The following is a 17,582-nucleotide window of genomic DNA, read 5'->3' on the forward strand; positions in this document are numbered from 1 at the left end:
GGGTTATTATTACTTCACGGTAATAATAACCTCGCCATGAACATTTTTTGATTCAAAATCATATTTGGTAAATCGATCTGCTCTTTCTGGTAATGCCATCATTTCCAGTTTCTTCTTTTCCTTACTATCGATAACATGATTTTGTTTTTGTTCTTGATAAGGTGAAAGTACACTTGTTCTAAGTGCATCCCATCGAACTTGTTGTAAATAATTATCCCCTAACACCTGACGTGCTTGTTGTTGTTCTATCATTGGTTTCTTAGCATCGTCTTGAGCTTTCGCAATAATCACAGGTAAAGCTGCATTTACTGCCCCTGTTTGTGTCGCCAAAGCCCCTTCACTTAGAGGCTGCGCAGCCCATACATTGATGGGTATTAGCGAAATAAAACCTAAAATACACAGCGCAGGTCCTTGTTTATTGTTCATTGCATTTATCCTAAATTGTTATTGTTCGTTATATCGAACAAAATTAACAATTTTTTAAACATGTCGCAATGTTATAAATAGACTTCCCGACAATTAACATTGATCATTTTAAAACCTGAAATATTTCACAAGCATTTAGTGAATATTCAAGTTGTTTTATAGATTTTTATCTCAGACTTGTACGACACTGCTAAATCACTTACTGTAATTTTAAAATTTATCTGTAAATTGATTTTATTTATAAATAAACACCATTCGAGGTGAAATAATGCTTCAGCAGTGCTGCCAACTATTAGAAGATCGCCAGCTCAAAATTGCTTTTATTGAAAGTGCGAGTTCGGGTTATTTAACAAGTCAGTTTTCTATTCACAAAAATAGTGGTGCAGATATTTTACTGGGTGGCTTAATTAGCTACGACCCAAGCATTAAAATTAGTATTTTAAATATCGATCCAAAGTTAATAGAGACTTACACAGCAGAGTCACCTCAAGTCACAGAGGAAATGTGTAGGCTGGGTCAAAGCTTATTTCAACAAGCTAATATTATTGTCAGTTGTACTGGGCTATTAAAATCTGGCGGAAGTGAAACCCCAGAAAAACCTGTAGGTACCTTTTTTATTTGCATTTCTTACCAACAGCATATTTATCATTATCGTTATTTTTTATCTGGTCACTCAGAACAAAAGTTAAAGACATTAACTCAGAAAGTTTCCGATGCCATAATTGCTTTACTCACATCAACCATAAAAACTAATTCCCCATAAAAAAAGAGAATATGTTTCCATATTCTCTTTTCGGTTTTAGCAGACAAAGCTTAGCTGAGTTTCATTTTATCGAAGACTAAATGCCCATTTTCGCCTTTAACTAGAATAGTATCACCTGCGACAAAATCACCCGACAAGATTTTTTGTGCTAATGTGTTTTCAATCTGTTGTTGAATCGCACGTTTCAATGGACGCGCGCCATAGACAGGATCGAAACCAGCATCAATCAATAAATCAAAAGCGGTATCATCTACAGTTAGGCTCATGTCACGATCAACAAGACGCGAACGTAATCGATCCAACTGAATATCGGCAATGCCACGAATTTGTGCTTTTTTGAGTGAATGGAAAATCACAAGCTCATCAATCCGGTTAATAAATTCCGGACGGAAATGCTGACTTACCGCATTCATTACAATGGTACGCACTTCATCGTCTGTTGCACCCTCACCTAGCTCACGTACATCTTGTGAACCTAAGTTCGAAGTCATCACAATTACCGTATTTTTAAAGTCTACTACTCGACCTTGTGAATCGGTTAAGCGGCCATCGTCCAATACCTGGAGCAAGATATTGAATACATCAGGATGCGCTTTTTCAACCTCATCAAACAACACAACACTATATGGCTTACGGCGAACAGCTTCAGTTAAAACACCGCCTTCTTCATAACCCACATATCCTGGAGGTGCACCAACCAAACGGCTAACAGAATGTTTCTCCATGAATTCACTCATGTCGATACGAATCATGGCATCATCACTGTCAAACAAGAAGTTAGCAAGTGCTTTAGTCAACTCAGTTTTACCAACACCTGTTGGACCCAAGAACAAGAATGATCCACTAGGTCGATTCGGGTCAGACAAGCCTGCACGTGAACGACGTACGGCATTAGACACTGCAACAACTGCTTCATCTTGCCCTACAACACGGTCATGTAAAAACTCTTCCATATTAAGAAGTTTTTCACGTTCGCCTTGCATCATTTTAGCAACCGGAATACCTGTTGCAGCACTCACAACTTCAGCAATTTCATTTTCAGTCACTTTAGTACGAATGAGTTTTGGCTCTTCGTTCTCCTCTGCAACTTCATCTTGCTCCAGTTGTTTTTGCAACTCTGGAATTACGCCATACTGTAAACGTGCTGCCTCAGCCAAATCACCTTCACGCTGAGCTTTCTCAAAAGCAATACGCGCTTTATCAAGTTCCACCTGAGCCTGTTTAGTACCTTCTACCAAAGTTTTTTCAGACTTCCAGATTTCTTCAAGATCGTTGTATTCTTTCTCGACTTCAGCAATCTGTTTTTCAAGATGAGTGACTTCAGCTTTACTGCCGACATCTTCATCTTTTTTCACAGCTTCCAATTGCATTTTCAACTGGATTAAACGGCGATCGAGCTTATCAAGTGCTTCAGGTTTAGAGTCAATCTCCATTTTAATACGAGAAGCTGCCTCATCAATCAAATCAATTGCCTTGTCTGGTAATTGACGGTCGGTGATATAGCGATGAGACATTTTCGCCGCAGCAATAATCGCAGAGTCTAAAATTTGCACGCCATGGTGAGTGGCATATTTTTCTTTAAGTCCACGTAAAATTGCAATCGTATCTTCAACACTTGGCTCATCAACTAGCACTTTCTGGAAACGACGCTCTAAAGCTGCATCTTTTTCAATATATTGACGATATTCATCTAAGGTCGTCGCCCCCACACAGCGCAATTCACCACGAGCCAACGCAGGTTTTAACATATTACCTGCATCCATTGCGCCATCGCCTTTACCTGCACCTACGAGTGTATGTAACTCGTCAATGAATAAGATGATTTCGCCTTCGTGTTTTGCCAAGTCTTTTAAAACAGCTTTTAAACGTTCTTCAAACTCACCACGATATTTAGCACCAGCCAGTAATGAACCTAAGTCGAGGGATAAAACACGTTTATTTTTTAATCCCTCTGGCACTTCACCATTCACAATACGCTGTGCCAAACCTTCAACAATAGCGGTTTTACCTACACCCGGCTCACCAATAAGAACAGGGTTGTTTTTGGTACGACGCGATAAAACCTGAATAGTACGGCGAATTTCATCGTCACGCCCAATGACAGGATCAAGTTTTCCAGATAAAGCACGCTCTGTTAAATCAATCGTATATTTATTAAGTGAGTCACGTTGGTCTTCGTGATTATTACTCATGACTTTGTCATTACCTCGAATATGTTCAATTACTTTGCGTAAGCTGTCTGGAGTTACACCTACCGCACTTAAAATATTTTTAGTTTCGCCTGTCTCTGCCAAACCTAATAAAACCCAGTCAGTTGATAAAAATTCATCACCTGCTTTTTGCGCATATCTGTCTGCCAGATTAAGTGCTTTCACAGCTTCTGGGTTTAAGTTGACATCACCCGTTGGATTGGCAATTGTGGGCGCATCTTTTATAGCCTGTTCAAGTTTTTGTTTAAGTTCAGGTAACCGTGCACCTGCTTGTTGCAACAAACTAATATTTGATGGCTCTTCTAACAAGGTAGACAAAATATGAATACCTGCGATAGCGGTATGGTCTTTACCCATCGCTAAAGATTGAGCATCTGAGAGGGCTTGCTGCAAGCGGTTTGTAAATTTTTCAAAACGCATTCTTGTTATTCCTCACAACAAATTTGTACTTGTCTAATAGATGGGAACACTTCTTCGGATTTCAAATAAATTTTTATATATTTTTCATAATTTTATAAAAATAACAATGAGTAAAACTCCATTATAATATGGGATTGTTTTGTATATATTTCAAGTACAGTTCAGCTACATTTTATTAAAATGCTTGAATATTTAGATTCATGCTTATTCTTACTACGCTTTTCACAAAGTCTTCATTGAGAATTTAGTAATTAAGCTTTAGTTTATCTTGCTAGTTTCCTACTCGTTTTGAAATGAAAATGCACTTTAAACACATTATATTAACAACAACTTGTCTTTTTACTTCGGCACTGGCAAACGCTCAGCTTCCGCAAGACTCTAGACGACCTGGTGGAATTGCAGTTATTCCTCTAACTACTGATATTACTCAGGTCACTTTTCAACAAAAGCCTGTTTTAATTAGTCAAGAAGGTCAGCAGCGCTATGCTGTACTTGGTATTCCATTATCTACTCCAATCGGAAATATTCAACTCGATACGAATAAAGCCCCAATTCAAATAGCAGTTAAGTCTTATCCTTACGCTGAGCAACGCATTAAAGTCACGAACCAAGATTATGTGAACCCTAACCAAAGTCAATTAGACCGCTACGCTCAAGAAGCAAAAGAACAAAATGATGTGTATACCTCATTTACACAGAGCTCATGGCAAACCCTACCCACATTTATACGCCCGACTTCAGGGAAATTTAGCAACTCTTTTGGAAGAAAACGCTTTTTCAATGGCGAGGAACGCGCGCCCCACTCAGGTTTAGATATTCCTGCGCCAGTAGGGCAAAAAGTTGTTGCTCCCGCAGATGGTGTGGTTATCCAAACTGGATCTTATTTTTTTAATGGACAAACCGTGTTGATTGATCATGGCCAAGGCTTAGTCAGCATGTTCTGCCATTTAAGCGCAATTAAAGTAGAGAAAGGCCAACATATCCGCCAGGGAGAAACGTTAGGTTTAGTAGGCAAAACAGGACGCGTGACAGGCCCTCATCTGCATTGGGGCATGAGCCTTAATAATGCTCGGGTAGATCCTCAGCTTTTCCTAAATACAGCTCGTTAATTTAAAGCTTTACGAAAATACTTTGGTGCCTCGACATAACCTTCCCTGAGGTAAAATTGATGTGCCAAAGGTCTTTGCACTCCAGAATGCAGTTCCATTCGATCACACCCTCGGCGTCTGGCTTGTTGCTCAGCCTCCTTTACGAGTAAATGCCCTACACCTTTGCTACGCATTTTCTCATCAACACACAGATAGCATATTTTGGCAAAGTCACCTTGTAAGGCAATTTGCGGAATAAAGTAGAGAGATAAAAAACCATAAATTTTACCCCTCTCTTCAGCAATCAAAATTTGTGAGTTAGCGTCATTATGGAGTATCTCAAATTTTTCTTGAATAAGAGCAAAATGCTGTGGGTATCCCATCTGTTTAAGTAGGTCACATATGGCTTGAGTATCTTCTGATTTAGCAGAACGAATATTCACTTTCATTCTTCCTTTTATTTTTTAGTTATTTTTGACAATAAAAAAAGCCAACTCTCATGTCAGCTTTTTTTTAATTTCTAGTTATCAAAAAAATGCCTTATTCCGCTTCAATAATTTCGAAGTCATGTGTAATTTCAACACCACCATCGGAAAGCATTTTACTTGCTGAACAATATTTCTCGGCAGACAATTCAACTGCTTTTGCAACCTGCTTTTCTTTCACAGCTTTACCAGTTACCACAAAATGTAAGTGGATTTTAGTAAACACAGCCGGAATTGCGTCAGCGCGCTCAGCTTTTAAATTACATACAACATTCGTCACATCTTGGCGAGATTTCTTTAAAATGGTCACAATATCAAACGAAGCACACCCACCAAGTCCCATTAATATCAATTCCATAGGACGTGGACCACGGTTTTCACCACCATACTCAGGTGAGCCGTCCATGATGACACTATGCCCACTATCCGATTTCGCTTCAAAAGCAACATTCTCTAGCCAATGTACACTTGTTTGCATTGCAACTACCCAAAAAAAATTATAAATTTAAGCAGGGTCTGTTGACATTTCATCTATGGATTGCGTTATAGCTAAAAATTAATCCAAATAAGACGCAAAACCCAGACAATGGCAATCCTTTGTCCAGTTTTGTAATAAAGTTTGTGAAATTTCAGCCATAATCTGAGTTGCAATTAAAGCAGCGCAGGCATAGCGCAAGACCAAGTTATTTTGTACGTTCCATTGTTAAGATCTATTTATTTAGAATGGCTAAATTTCATAGTTCTTATTTGGTACGTCTAAAAGAATTGTCTTATGTTGCAACCATCTGTGAAATGTCAACAGGCCCTTGTTTTGTACACTAACATAAAATGAGTTGATAAGGAATTTCATCTCTTCTGTGTAATAGCTCATCTCGAGCTTGTGTGAATTGTTTACCCTATTCGGAACATATTAAGCATGACTTCAAATTTTTCACAACTCAGCACAGATGCTTTATCTCCGGGGCAACTACCTGAATCCGTTAAAGCATTGTTAAAACGTGCTCACATCAACAGATATCCAAAACGAACCACAATTGTTGATGCCGGAACAGAGTCAAAATCTTTATATTTAATTTTAAAAGGCTCAGTTTCAATTATTTTGCGTGAAGATGACGAACGTGAAATTGTTGTTGCGTATTTAAATCCGGGCGATTTCTTTGGGGAAATGGGGCTTTTCGAACCGAACCCTCAACGTACAGCCGAAGTTCGAACTCGTGATGTCTGTGAAATTGCAGAGATCTCTTATGACAACTTCCACGAACTTAGCAAACAATACCCAGACTTAAGCTATGCTGTTTTTGCACAATTAGTTCGCCGTCTAAAAAATACGACCCGTAAAATGACAGATCTTGCGTTCATTGATGTGTCTGGTCGTATTGCACGTTGCTTAATCGATCTATCTTCTCAACCAGAAGCAATGATTTTGCCGAATGGTCGTCAAATTCGTATTACTCGTCAAGAAATTGGCCGTATTGTTGGATGTTCACGTGAGATGGTTGGCCGTGTACTCAAAACCTTAGAAGATCAAGGTATGATCCAAACTGATGGTAAAGCCATTCTTATTTTTGATGCATCATTAGAAGAAAACACTGTTTCTGATGATGACTACGACGATGAAGAATAATATTCATTAAATTTTTAATAAAAAGCAAACTTCGGTTTGCTTTTTTTATATGCAACAATGAGTTAATACACAAAACTTACAAACTATTCTAATTTTATGATTTAAGTTGAATACATATTCTCCGTTAGGCTAACTCAAAATTTCCAAGGATTCCGCTGTATGCAATTTAACCCACTTAGTCGCACAGGCCTTAAACTTCCAGAAATTTGTTTAGGCACCATGACATTTGGTGAGCAAAACTCCCAACAAGAAGCTTTTGAACAACTCAATTACGCCTTGGCCCATGGTTTATATTTTTGGGATACGGCAGAGATGTATTCCGTTCCGCCAAAACCTGAAACTTATGGTGCAACTGAAACGATTATTGGTAATTGGTTTGCCCAGCATGGACAACGTGACAAAGTCTTTCTCGCATCTAAAATTGCAGGTCCGGGCTTTGGAGGAACACACATTCGAGAAGGCAATACACGCTTTAACAGTGACCATATTGCCAAAGCTCTAGATGGTTCACTTAAACGCCTCCAAACAGACTATATCGATCTTTATCAATTGCATTGGCCTGAACGTCATACCAACTTTTTTGGTACGCTCGCTTATGGCAATCAGCAAGCTGAAAATGATTACGACACAACACCTCTAGAAGAAACATTACTTGCTCTACAAGAAGAGATTAATCGCGGGCGCATTCGCTATATTGGTTTATCAAATGAAACCCCGTGGGGCACCATGAAATTTTTACATTTGGCCGAAAAGCTAGGTGTCAGTAAATTTGTAAGTGTTCAAAACCCATATAGCCTGCTTAACCGAACTTATGAAATAGGTATGTCAGAAATTGCTAAATATGAAGATGTCGGCTTGCTCGCCTACTCTCCTCTGGCTTTTGGTTACTTAACGGGTAAGTTTAGAAACGGTGCTCGTCCCGCCAATGCTCGTGTAACACTATTCCCTCGCTTTAGCCGTTACAGCAACCCTCAAAGCGAATGGGCGACTGAACAATATGCACAGCTAGCAGAAAAGCATGGACTAAGCTTAACTCAAATGGCCTTAGCTTTTATTAAACAACAATTCTTTGTGACCAGCACAATTATTGGTGCCACTAATTTAGATCAACTCAAAGAAAATATTCAGGCATTTGAGATTGAATTACCAAGTGAAGTTCTAAAAGGTATTGAAGCCATCCATACTCAACAGCCCAACCCTGCTCCTTAAATAAAAAACGGATGCTTAAGCATCCGTTTTCTTTATCTATATAAAATTTACATCTTATTTACGGCTATTATAAACTGCCATTGCCGCAGGTAAGTTTTTACGCATATCACCAATACGTTGTGAGTTAGATGGGTGAGTAGACAAGAATGATGAACCACCGCCACCTTCAAGCTTATTCATTTTTTCCCAAAGCGTAATCGCTGCATTTGGATTATAGCCTGCACGCGCCATCAACATTAAACCACCTTGGTCAGCACGACTTTCCAAGCTACGAGAATATGGTAAGCCCACACCCACTTGTGTACCTAACTGAGCAGCAGCAGTACCAAGCTGGCCTACATTATTACCCGCATAGCTTAAACCGATGCCTAGAGCTAAATCAGTTAAAGCTTGTGCACCGATTTTGCTTTTTGCATGCTCTTCTAAAGCATGTGTCATTTCATGTCCCATAACAGCTGCAATTTCAGCATCTGTCAGGTTCAATTTATTCACAATACCTGTATAGAACACTACCTTGCCACCAGGTGCAACGTAAGCATTAATCGTATCTGATTTCAACACCGCTAACTGCCAGCTAAATGGTTGACCAGTCTGATTCATCTGGTTGGCATATGGTTTTAAACGGTTGAATACAGCATTAATACGGTTATATGTACTAGAGCTTGTATCGAGAGCACCCTTACCACGTGCTTCCTGCACCATCTTATTAAAACCTTGAGCAGATTGAGCATTTAAGGTTGCAGTATCTGCACCAGCCATGTCCGCCACTGTTGCACAGCCAGAAATGGTCATCACACTTGCAGCACACAAGCTTAAAAAGAGTTTTTTATTCATAACACGGATCACCTAAATCGATAAAAAGCTGTTTATTCTTTTGCACTTATTATAAGAAATACCACTCATGCTTTGAATGTCTCATTTCTCCATGATCATAGTATTTATGTAACGATCAAGTAGATAAAGTCATCAAATAAATCCAGAAAATTAAACAGATTACATTTAAACCCAGATAAAAATGACTTAAGGTTTTAACTTTCTCTTCAAGATTAGGACTTTCCCTTTTCCAGAGTAAATAACTATTTTGTATGAGTACAACAGGAATTAACACACATGCGAACAAAACCGACAAGCTCATAAAAGCTGTCATAAAGAAATCTTCACGATATTCCTGTCCATAAATAACCAACATCGCCAGCGTGGGTGAACCACCAATAGCAAATAAAAAAGAATAAAAAATTGTTTTTGAAATAGTTGGTTGCAGCTTCATCCTGAGCCCATCCTTCCTTATCTATATATAACGTTTTAATCTGAATCTAATAAAACGAAAACTGCACTTTAGTCGGGTATAAAAAAAGCCCCCTTTCAGGAGGCCTTTTTAATCTTTGCTAATTAAGCAGAGAATGGATGACGTAAAACAATTGTTTCTGCACGATCTGGACCAGTTGAAACGATATCAATCGGACATTCGATTAATTGTTCAATACGCTTAACATAAGCCAAAGCATTTGCTGGTAATTGATCGATACTAGTTAAACCAACAGTCGACTCGCTCCAACCAGGCATAGTTTCATAGATTGGCTTCAAGCATTCAAAAGAAACTGCATCTGAAGAACCTACACAACCTGAATCTGTATTTTCATAACCTACACAGATTTTTACTTCTTCCAAACCATCTAAAACGTCAAGTTTAGTTAAGCAAATACCTGAAAGTGAGTTTACATCTACAGAACGGCGAAGAATTTCAGCATCAAACCAACCACAACGACGTTGACGGCCAGTAGAAGCACCAAATTCATGACCAACTGTACCTAGGTGTTTACCAATCGGATCACCAGAATCAGCCGCTGCGTCGTAAACTAATTCAGTTGGGAATGGACCAGCACCTACACGTGTTGTATAAGCTTTAGTAATACCTAATACATAATCAAGATGTAAAGGTCCCATACCTGAACCAGAGCTTACGCCACCAGCAGTTGTATTTGAACTTGTAACATACGGATAAGTACCGTGGTCGATGTCTAGAAGTGAGCCTTGAGCTCCTTCAAACATTACAGCCTTACCTTCTTTGCGATAGTCATGCAATACTTTAGTCACATCAATCACTAATGGAGCAAGCACTTCACGCCATTGGTTGCAAAGAGCCAATACATCTTCAAATTTAACAGCTTCTACACCGTAGAACTGAGTTAACTGGAAGTTATGTAACTCAAGCATTTCTTGGAGTTTTTCTTCAAGCGCTGCACCACCACGAACAAGGTCAGCAACACGCACTGCACGGCGAGCCACTTTATCTTCGTATGCAGGACCAATACCACGACCTGTAGTACCGATTTTAGCATTACCACGTTTTTTCTCACGTGCCTGATCAAGTGCAATGTGGTTAGGCAAAATGAGTGGACAGTTTGGAGAAATACGTAGACGTTCTTTAACAGGAACACCTTCTGCTTCCAAAATTCCCATTTCTTCAATTAACGCGGCTGGTGAAAGTACTACACCATTACCAATTAAGCACAATACGTTTTCACGTAAAATGCCTGATGGAATGAGGTGCAATACAGTCTTTTTACCACCTACGACAAGAGTATGACCTGCGTTATGTCCGCCTTGATAACGTACTACCGCAGCCGCCTGATCTGTGAGCAGGTCGACGATTTTACCTTTACCTTCGTCGCCCCATTGGGTACCAAGTACCACAACATTTTTGCCCATAATAGCCTCATTACATCATGCTGTTAAAATTGGAAACCACCAGTAAAAATTTACCGTTGGCGATTAAATCTTTTCAATATTCCATTGTCCATTTTGCGACACGAGTTGATGGGTCGCATATGGAATAGAACTTAAATCATCATTACCTAACAATTGAACCACACGTAAACCTTGAGCACGTGCATTCGAAATTGCTGAGAGTAAATCCTGTTCTGAGCCTTTTGGAGCAACAACAGTTTCGATTTCCGCGAACTGATTTGCACCTAAGGCATATAAATCACAACTAAAACCAGTAGCAGGGCGTGCGCGGCCAAAGTGCTCACCAATACCATCATAACGGCCACCCTGTGCTAAAGGCGCAGCTCGATTCGGTGCATAAACCGCATACATTAAGCCAGTGTGATAGTGATAACTACGTAGCTCTACAACATCAATACCGATATTGAGATTTGGCCAACGGCCTTTAATTTGCGCAAGTGTAGTTTTAAGTGCATCTAATGCTGACTTAAATTCAGCATCTTGTAAGATGTTTGCACTTAAATTCGCCTGTAATGCTTCTAGATCACTAGAATAACGGCCAAGTGCATAGAAATCAGAACCCATATTGAGGTTTTGAGTAAATTCAGCTAACTCTGGTAACGCTTTTCTTTGATAAAGATCTGAAAGCTCATGCTCTTCATTTTTTGACAGTCCAGCACATTTTACTAAACTGCGGAACAACCCTACATGGCCCAAATCTAGATGTGCGCCTTGTAAAGTGTAGATATTCTCGATCAACCCCAGCATAACATCGACCATTTCGACATCAGCTTCGATACTGTCATGCCCGTATAACTCTGCACCTAATTGTAGAGGTGCACGTGTGGCATTGAAATTTTGTGGTTTAGTATGTAATACAGTCCCTGAATAACAGTAACGTGCAACACCTTCAACTGGTCTTACATGTGCATCGATACGTGCAACTTGCGGTGTCATATCAGCACGAACACCGAGTAAACGGCCTGAGAGCTGATCAATGACCTTAAAAGTTACTAAATCTAAGTCTTGATTTGATTCTGATAATGAAGACAACGATTCGATGTATTCGATAAATGGTGTATATACCAATTGATAACCTCGTACCGCGAGGAAATCTAAAGCTTCACGGCGAAGTTTTTCAATGACTTGCGCCTGTTCCGGCAATACATCTGCTACCCCGTCAGGCAGCAACCATGTCTCTGAAATGGTCATATTTCAAGCCTAAAATCTGATCAACGTGGAACGACCCCACATAAAAAAATCGGGAACACACCCGATTTCTCTTAGTGTAGCATGATACTTTGTGCCATGCACCTGACAATTTGCATAAATCTTTCTTAATAAACTCTAAAGTCAAAAAGAAGATTTTATGAATTAACAATAATATTCAATATCTTATTCTCATTCACTCATATCATAGACAAAAGTTCTTCGACCAAAGAATGGGCCAATATCTGAGCTATCTCCTTGTTGCCAGTTAATCAGATTTAATCTTTGAATAGCTTGAGCTGCTTGAGTATTAAAAGCAAAGCAACCTTTTTCAAGATTTGCGATTTTTAGCTTTTGTCTGAAAGCAATTAATGAATGCACATTATTAAGCGGGTTATCTTCTATAGAATACAAATGAGACTTTTCATACGCTAAATTTCTATCAGCATCCCACCGACTACTTGATATAAAATTAATAAAAAAAGCAGACTGGTTATTATTATTTCCCAATGCGCTTTGAATATCACCAGTTTCTAAGTTTTCTAAAACAGTTAAGTTATAACCATACCACTGCGAATTTAGAAGCCTAAAATACTTTTTATCTTGGCCTAAGTTATTATATCTTTTGACAATTGACTGTTTTTTCTCACTAAACGAAGGATTTGAATTAAAACTAGATATATCTGAAATATAAGATTGATTCCATTGAGTCTCTTTTAAACGATAACAATAACTATTTTTTGGAAACCTAATATTCTTATAATTTTGGTAGAAGTCTATTAAATTTTTATCAAGTTGATTGTGAAGGCCCGTTTCTAAATTTTTATTTTCTTTATAGCCTGGTAATACACGATCAAAGATATTTTCACCCTCTAAATTCAAAATTTCAAATTTTAAATTTTCTTTCAAATCAGGCGTTAATTCATACGTCCAACTGCTCGGTGTTAACCTTTTCAGAGTATGTGTTTGTAAGGTCCCTTTATTTAAAACTTTCTGTTCAGTTAAAAGTTCAGTTTCTAGCGGTTGGTTATGTGACTTTGCAAAAAAGATTTCATTATTCTTAATTGAATATTGAGTAATTTCAAAAAAATCACTATAGATACTTGAAGAAATATCAGAAGGTTGATAATAGACTTGGTAAATTTTGTCTTCTTTTTCTAAATTATTTTCGGTTTGATCATGAGTATTTTGATCTGAGCCTTCACCACCGCAAGCAGCTAAAATAATAGTAGATGTAAAAATTAAAAAACCGCTTATTCTTTTTGAGTTAAATTTCATATGAACTCTATAATTAAAATTTTAATGTTTGTGAATCATACAAATAGATATAATTTTACACAACACTAATATTTAGAATTTTAATTATTTGAACTTTTCATATTAGAAATTAACAACCATAAAAAGGGTGTTAATTTAACACCCTTAAATGATTTAAAATCATATTTAGAAAGAATCACACAGATCCAATAAACGATTTGCATAGCCCCATTCATTATCGTACCAAGCGAATACTTTAGCTTGATGCCCTACAACCATAGTTTGAGTTAAATCAACAATGAGTGAATAAGGTGAATGATTGAAATCACTCGAAACTAATGGCTCATCTGTTACCGCCATAATTTCTGCATAGTCTGTTTGAGATGCTTTAATTAGTATTTCATTAATGTGATGCACAGTAATTGGAGATTGCGCGATAAAAGTTAAGTCAATTGCCGCCACATTAATAGTTGGTACACGAATTGAATAACCATCAATACGGTCTTCCATTTTAGGCATAACACGCTTTAATGCGCCGAGTGCACTAGATGTGGTCGGGATAATATTTTGCCCTGAAGCTCTAGCACGACGTAAATCACGATGTGCGTGGTCAAGAACAGATTGATCTGCTGTCACTGCATGAATTTCTGTCATAAGCGCAGTTTCAATACCGAAAGCATCATCAATGATTTTGACTAATGGAACTAAAGCCTGCGTAGTACATGAAACGCTTGATATGATCTGATCAGTCACTTTGACTTCATTATGGTTCACACCATAAACAATGGCTGCGTCAACATGATCAAAAGGTGCCGCCCCAATAATGACCCGCTTCGCCCCTGCTTGTAGATGACGTGTCGCATCCGCATGAGAACGGAACAGTCCTGTACACTCAAGTACCACATCAATATCTAAACTAGACCATGGTAAAAGTTCAGGTTGTTTCTGCTTTAAAACCTCAACTTTTAACGCTCGTTGATTTGACTGAATATTCAAAAAAACTTTTTCATTTTCAATCAATATATCTACATTTCCATTGAAGCGGCCATGCGTAGAATCATATTTAAATAAATGCACTAATGTCTGAACATCTGCTATATCGTTAATCGCCACGATTTCAAAATGAAATTGTTTTGGGCTTTCGAACCAGGCGCGTAAAACATTACGTCCAATCCGACCAAACCCATTAATGGCGATACGTTGCATGACCTATCCTTATCAACAAAACTACAAACTAAAGAAGGCATATAGTAAAGCACGTCAAGGCCAATTGAATATAGATTTTTAGCCAAATCACAGTTTTGTAAGATATTCCTTTTAAAATCGTTGGTTCGGTGGGGTTTTTCCGCTACAATTTAGCGTTTTTAAAAAATAAGCCCCGTATCACATGCAAGGTTTGGCATAAAACAAACAGGCATTGATACATTTAGCCAAATTCGAAAATATGGAGTGACTTGGTTGTGAGTACTCGTTTAATGACATCTGCTGAAATTCGTGAAGCATTTTTGCGCTACTTTGAAACGCAAGGGCATACACGTGTCGCGTCGAGTTCTCTTGTTCCTGCCAACGACCCAACTTTATTATTTACAAATGCTGGGATGAACCAGTTTAAAGACTGCTTTTTAGGTCTTGAGAAACGTGACTATGTACGTGCAACTACATCTCAAAAATGTGTACGCGCTGGCGGTAAACATAATGACTTAGACAACGTTGGCTACACTGCACGTCACCATACATTCTTTGAAATGTTAGGTAATTTCTCATTCGGTGATTACTTCAAACGTGATGCACTTAAATTCGCTTGGGAATTTTTAACCAGCGAACAATGGCTTGCTTTACCAAAAGATAAACTTTATGCCACGGTTTACCACACCGATGACGAAGCTTACGACATCTGGAACAAAGAAATCGGTTTAGCGCCAGAACGTATTATCCGTATTGGTGATAATAAGGGCGAAAAATACGCATCTGATAACTTCTGGGCAATGGGTGATACTGGTCCATGTGGTCCATGTTCTGAAATTTTCTTTGACCACGGTGATCACATTTGGGGTGGCTTACCTGGTTCTCCTGAAGAAGATGGCGACCGTTTCATTGAAATCTGGAACAACGTTTTCATGCAGTTTAACCGTACTGCTGATGGCGTGCTTCACCCTCTTCCTGCTCCGTCTGTTGATACAGGTATGGGCTTAGAGCGTATCTCTGCTGTATTGCAACATGTTAATTCAAACTATGATATTGACCTGTTCCAACACTTATTAAAAGCTGCTGCCAACATTATCGGTATTGAAGACCAAGGTCAGCCTTCTTTACGTGTTGTTGCAGACCATGCGCGTTCATGCTGTTTCCTCATTGCTGATGGTGTAAACCCAAGTAATGAAGGTCGTGGTTATGTACTTCGCCGTATTATCCGTCGCGCTGTGCGTCACGGTAATAAACTTGGTGCAACTGGTACGTTCTTCTACAAAATGTTGCAACCTTTAATTGAAGTTATGGGTGATGCATATCCAGAGCTTGCAGCTCGTAAAGATGTGATTGAAGCAACTTTAATTCGTGAAGAAGAACAGTTTGCAAAAACACTTGAGCAAGGCTTGAAACTACTCGAAGGTGAGCTTGCTCAATTAAAAGATAAGACAATTCCTGGTGCGACTGTATTTAAACTTTACGACACTTACGGCTTCCCGACAGACTTAACTGCTGATATTGCACGTGAACGTGACTTTATTATTGATGAAGCTGGTTTTGAAGTAGAAATGGCAGCACAGCGTCAACGTGCTCGTGATGCTGGTAAGTTTGCAGTTGACTACAACAGCATTGTAAAAGTTGAAGGCGAAACTCAGTTTGATGGTTACATCAATACCACTGGTCAAGGTCAAATTGTAGCGATCTATAAAGATGGCGTACAAGTTGACGAAGTTTCTGAAGGTGATGAAGCGCTTATCGTTTTAAACCAAACTCCTTTCTATGCTGAAAGTGGTGGTCAGATTGGCGACACTGGTATCTTCAAAAATGAAACTGGTATTTTTGAAGTTCAAGATACTAAAAAGTCAGGTGGTGCCTTTGTTCATCAAGGTATTGTGACCGTTGGTAGCCTTAAAGCAGATCAAAATGTTGAAGCGATTGTTAAAGCAGACATTCGTGAAGCAACTGCACGTAACCACTCTGCAACTCACCTATTACATGCTGCCCTTCGTCAAATCTTAGGTTCACATGTACAACAAAAAGGTTCTCTAGTTGCAAGCGATATCTTACGTTTCGACTTTGCTAATGACCAACCTGTAACTTTTGAACAGTTACAACAAGTTGAACGTTTAGTGAATGCAGAAATTATTGCAAACAGTGCTGTAACAACCGAACTTCTTGATATCGAAGCTGCAAAAGCTAAAGGTGCCATGATGTTGTTCGGTGAAAAATATGGTGATGAAGTACGTGTACTTTCTATGGGTTCAATTATTGATGAGAAAAACTTCTCAATTGAACTTTGTGGTGGTATTCACGTTAAACGTACAGGTGATATTGGTTTATTCAAAATCACTTCTGAAGGTGGTGTAGCTGCTGGTGTACGTCGTATTGAAGCTGTTACAGGTACTAAAGCGCTAGATGTAGTACAAAAAACTGATGCTGATATCCAGCACATTAATGGCTTATTAAAAGCACAGAAAGACCAAACTGTTGAGCGTGTACAAGCCAATGTTGAATTGGTTTCTGCATTACAAAAGCAGATTGAACAGCTCAATCAGAAATTGGCAAACTTCCAAGCGTCAGAATTGATTGACCAGGTACAAACCATTGCTGGTCGTCAAACGCTTATTACCACTGTTCAAGGTGTAGATGCAAAATCACTTCGCAACTTACATGACAGTGTTAAATCGAAATTAGAGAATGCAATTATTGTGTTAGCTGGTGTAGAGGGTGACAAAGTCAGCCTACTTGCTTCAGTTGCATCACAATACACTGCAACTCTAAAAGCAGGTGACATCATCAAACATCTAGCAACCGAGTTAGGTGGTAAAGGTGGTGGTAAACCTGACTTAGCACAAGGTGGCGCGCCACTTAACGAGAAGTTTGGACAAGTTATCGCAGCATTGCCTGCATGGCTTGAACAAAAATAAGACTTCACTTTTTGTGTAACTGACCCTGAAAAGCCTCTCAGGGTCATGGCTT

The 17,582-nt window shown here is 38.8% G+C and carries 16 protein-coding genes; 5 read left to right on the plus strand and 11 right to left on the minus strand.

Going from position 1 to position 17,582, the window contains the following annotated elements:
* Positions 1-9: 9 nt before the first annotated feature.
* A complete protein-coding gene (locus tag RMB06_RS16725) occupies positions 10-426 on the minus strand; it encodes a hypothetical protein (protein WP_017386366.1) in 417 nt (138 codons plus the stop codon).
* Positions 427-694: 268 nt separating this feature from the next.
* On the opposite strand from RMB06_RS16725, the gene RMB06_RS16730 reads away from it, so the two are divergent.
* Positions 695-1,189, plus strand: a complete 495-nt coding sequence (locus tag RMB06_RS16730) for a CinA family protein (RefSeq protein WP_032004027.1) — start codon at positions 695-697, stop codon at positions 1,187-1,189.
* Positions 1,190-1,239: 50 nt separating this feature from the next.
* On the opposite strand, the gene clpB is transcribed toward RMB06_RS16730, so the two are convergent.
* A complete protein-coding gene (clpB, locus tag RMB06_RS16735; protein WP_005070314.1) occupies positions 1,240-3,819 on the minus strand; it encodes an ATP-dependent chaperone ClpB in 2,580 nt (859 codons plus the stop codon).
* Between the two features lie 299 nt (positions 3,820-4,118).
* Here clpB and RMB06_RS16740 point away from each other — a divergent pair, with 299 nt between their 5' ends.
* Positions 4,119-4,928, plus strand: a complete 810-nt coding sequence (locus RMB06_RS16740) for a M23 family metallopeptidase (protein ID WP_151302680.1) — start codon at positions 4,119-4,121, stop codon at positions 4,926-4,928.
* On the opposite strand, the gene RMB06_RS16745 is transcribed toward RMB06_RS16740, so the two are convergent.
* From RMB06_RS16745 to RMB06_RS16755, 3 genes are all read right to left on the minus strand, one after another.
* Positions 4,925-5,350, minus strand: a complete 426-nt coding sequence (locus tag RMB06_RS16745; RefSeq protein ID WP_311080432.1) for a GNAT family N-acetyltransferase — start codon at positions 5,348-5,350, stop codon at positions 4,925-4,927. The genes RMB06_RS16740 and RMB06_RS16745 overlap by 4 nt on opposite strands.
* 97 nt (positions 5,351-5,447) lie before the next feature.
* The gene (locus RMB06_RS16750; protein ID WP_002121528.1) at positions 5,448-5,870 is read right to left on the minus strand and encodes an OsmC family protein; all 423 of its coding nucleotides are present in this window, start codon (positions 5,868-5,870) and stop codon (positions 5,448-5,450) included.
* A gap of 78 nt (positions 5,871-5,948) precedes the next feature.
* Complete coding sequence (locus RMB06_RS16755) at positions 5,949-6,068, minus strand: hypothetical protein (protein ID WP_002121587.1); 120 nt, start codon at positions 6,066-6,068, stop codon at positions 5,949-5,951.
* A gap of 240 nt (positions 6,069-6,308) precedes the next feature.
* On the opposite strand from RMB06_RS16755, the gene crp reads away from it, so the two are divergent.
* Entirely contained in the window at positions 6,309-7,016 is a 708-nt protein-coding gene (crp, locus tag RMB06_RS16760; protein WP_005070320.1) for a cAMP-activated global transcriptional regulator CRP, read from the plus strand.
* Positions 7,017-7,175: 159 nt separating this feature from the next.
* Positions 7,176-8,225, plus strand: a complete 1,050-nt coding sequence (locus RMB06_RS16765) for an NADP(H)-dependent aldo-keto reductase (protein WP_063098424.1) — start codon at positions 7,176-7,178, stop codon at positions 8,223-8,225.
* Positions 8,226-8,279: 54 nt separating this feature from the next.
* Here RMB06_RS16765 and RMB06_RS16770 read toward each other — a convergent pair whose 3' ends face one another.
* From RMB06_RS16770 to RMB06_RS16795, 6 genes are all read right to left on the minus strand, one after another.
* Entirely contained in the window at positions 8,280-9,059 is a 780-nt protein-coding gene (locus RMB06_RS16770; protein WP_002121572.1) for a M48 family metallopeptidase, read from the minus strand.
* A 115-nt stretch (positions 9,060-9,174) separates the two neighbouring features.
* Positions 9,175-9,492: a hypothetical protein gene (locus tag RMB06_RS16775; RefSeq protein ID WP_057068665.1), complete on the minus strand. Its 318-nt coding sequence runs from the start codon at positions 9,490-9,492 to the stop codon at positions 9,175-9,177.
* A gap of 122 nt (positions 9,493-9,614) precedes the next feature.
* Entirely contained in the window at positions 9,615-10,934 is a 1,320-nt protein-coding gene (locus tag RMB06_RS16780) for an adenylosuccinate synthase (RefSeq protein WP_002121613.1), read from the minus strand.
* A gap of 63 nt (positions 10,935-10,997) precedes the next feature.
* Positions 10,998-12,164, minus strand: a complete 1,167-nt coding sequence (locus tag RMB06_RS16785; RefSeq protein ID WP_014206187.1) for an ATP phosphoribosyltransferase regulatory subunit — start codon at positions 12,162-12,164, stop codon at positions 10,998-11,000.
* 189 nt (positions 12,165-12,353) lie between these two features.
* Positions 12,354-13,439 (minus strand): hypothetical protein, encoded by a 1,086-nt coding sequence (locus tag RMB06_RS16790; RefSeq protein WP_311080441.1) that lies wholly within the window; start codon positions 13,437-13,439, stop codon positions 12,354-12,356.
* 165 nt (positions 13,440-13,604) lie between these two features.
* Positions 13,605-14,624: a type I glyceraldehyde-3-phosphate dehydrogenase gene (locus RMB06_RS16795; protein WP_311080443.1), complete on the minus strand. Its 1,020-nt coding sequence runs from the start codon at positions 14,622-14,624 to the stop codon at positions 13,605-13,607.
* A gap of 269 nt (positions 14,625-14,893) precedes the next feature.
* Here RMB06_RS16795 and alaS point away from each other — a divergent pair, with 269 nt between their 5' ends.
* On the plus strand, positions 14,894-17,530 hold the full coding sequence (gene alaS, locus RMB06_RS16800) for an alanine--tRNA ligase (RefSeq protein ID WP_311080745.1): 2,637 nt from the start codon (positions 14,894-14,896) through the stop codon (positions 17,528-17,530).
* Positions 17,531-17,582 lie beyond the last annotated feature (52 nt).

Source organism: Acinetobacter sp. V104_13, assembly GCF_031798995.1.
Taxonomy (GTDB): Bacteria; Pseudomonadota; Gammaproteobacteria; order Pseudomonadales; family Moraxellaceae; genus Acinetobacter; species Acinetobacter pittii.

Coding starts and splice junctions, on each gene's coding strand:
- RMB06_RS16725 (WP_017386366.1), bottom strand. CDS start 426: ATGAACAATAAACAAGGACCTGCGCTGTGTATTTTAGGTTTTATTTCG.
- RMB06_RS16730 (WP_032004027.1), top strand. CDS start 695: ATGCTTCAGCAGTGCTGCCAACTATTAGAAGATCGCCAGCTCAAAATT.
- clpB (WP_005070314.1), bottom strand. CDS start 3,819: ATGCGTTTTGAAAAATTTACAAACCGCTTGCAGCAAGCCCTCTCAGAT.
- RMB06_RS16740 (WP_151302680.1), top strand. CDS start 4,119: ATGCACTTTAAACACATTATATTAACAACAACTTGTCTTTTTACTTCG.
- RMB06_RS16750 (WP_002121528.1), bottom strand. CDS start 5,870: ATGCAAACAAGTGTACATTGGCTAGAGAATGTTGCTTTTGAAGCGAAA.
- crp (WP_005070320.1), top strand. CDS start 6,309: ATGACTTCAAATTTTTCACAACTCAGCACAGATGCTTTATCTCCGGGG.
- RMB06_RS16765 (WP_063098424.1), top strand. CDS start 7,176: ATGCAATTTAACCCACTTAGTCGCACAGGCCTTAAACTTCCAGAAATT.
- RMB06_RS16770 (WP_002121572.1), bottom strand. CDS start 9,059: ATGAATAAAAAACTCTTTTTAAGCTTGTGTGCTGCAAGTGTGATGACC.
- RMB06_RS16775 (WP_057068665.1), bottom strand. CDS start 9,492: ATGAAGCTGCAACCAACTATTTCAAAAACAATTTTTTATTCTTTTTTA.
- RMB06_RS16780 (WP_002121613.1), bottom strand. CDS start 10,934: ATGGGCAAAAATGTTGTGGTACTTGGTACCCAATGGGGCGACGAAGGT.
- RMB06_RS16785 (WP_014206187.1), bottom strand. CDS start 12,164: ATGACCATTTCAGAGACATGGTTGCTGCCTGACGGGGTAGCAGATGTA.
- RMB06_RS16790 (WP_311080441.1), bottom strand. CDS start 13,439: ATGAAATTTAACTCAAAAAGAATAAGCGGTTTTTTAATTTTTACATCT.
- RMB06_RS16795 (WP_311080443.1), bottom strand. CDS start 14,624: ATGCAACGTATCGCCATTAATGGGTTTGGTCGGATTGGACGTAATGTT.
- alaS (WP_311080745.1), top strand. CDS start 14,894: ATGACATCTGCTGAAATTCGTGAAGCATTTTTGCGCTACTTTGAAACG.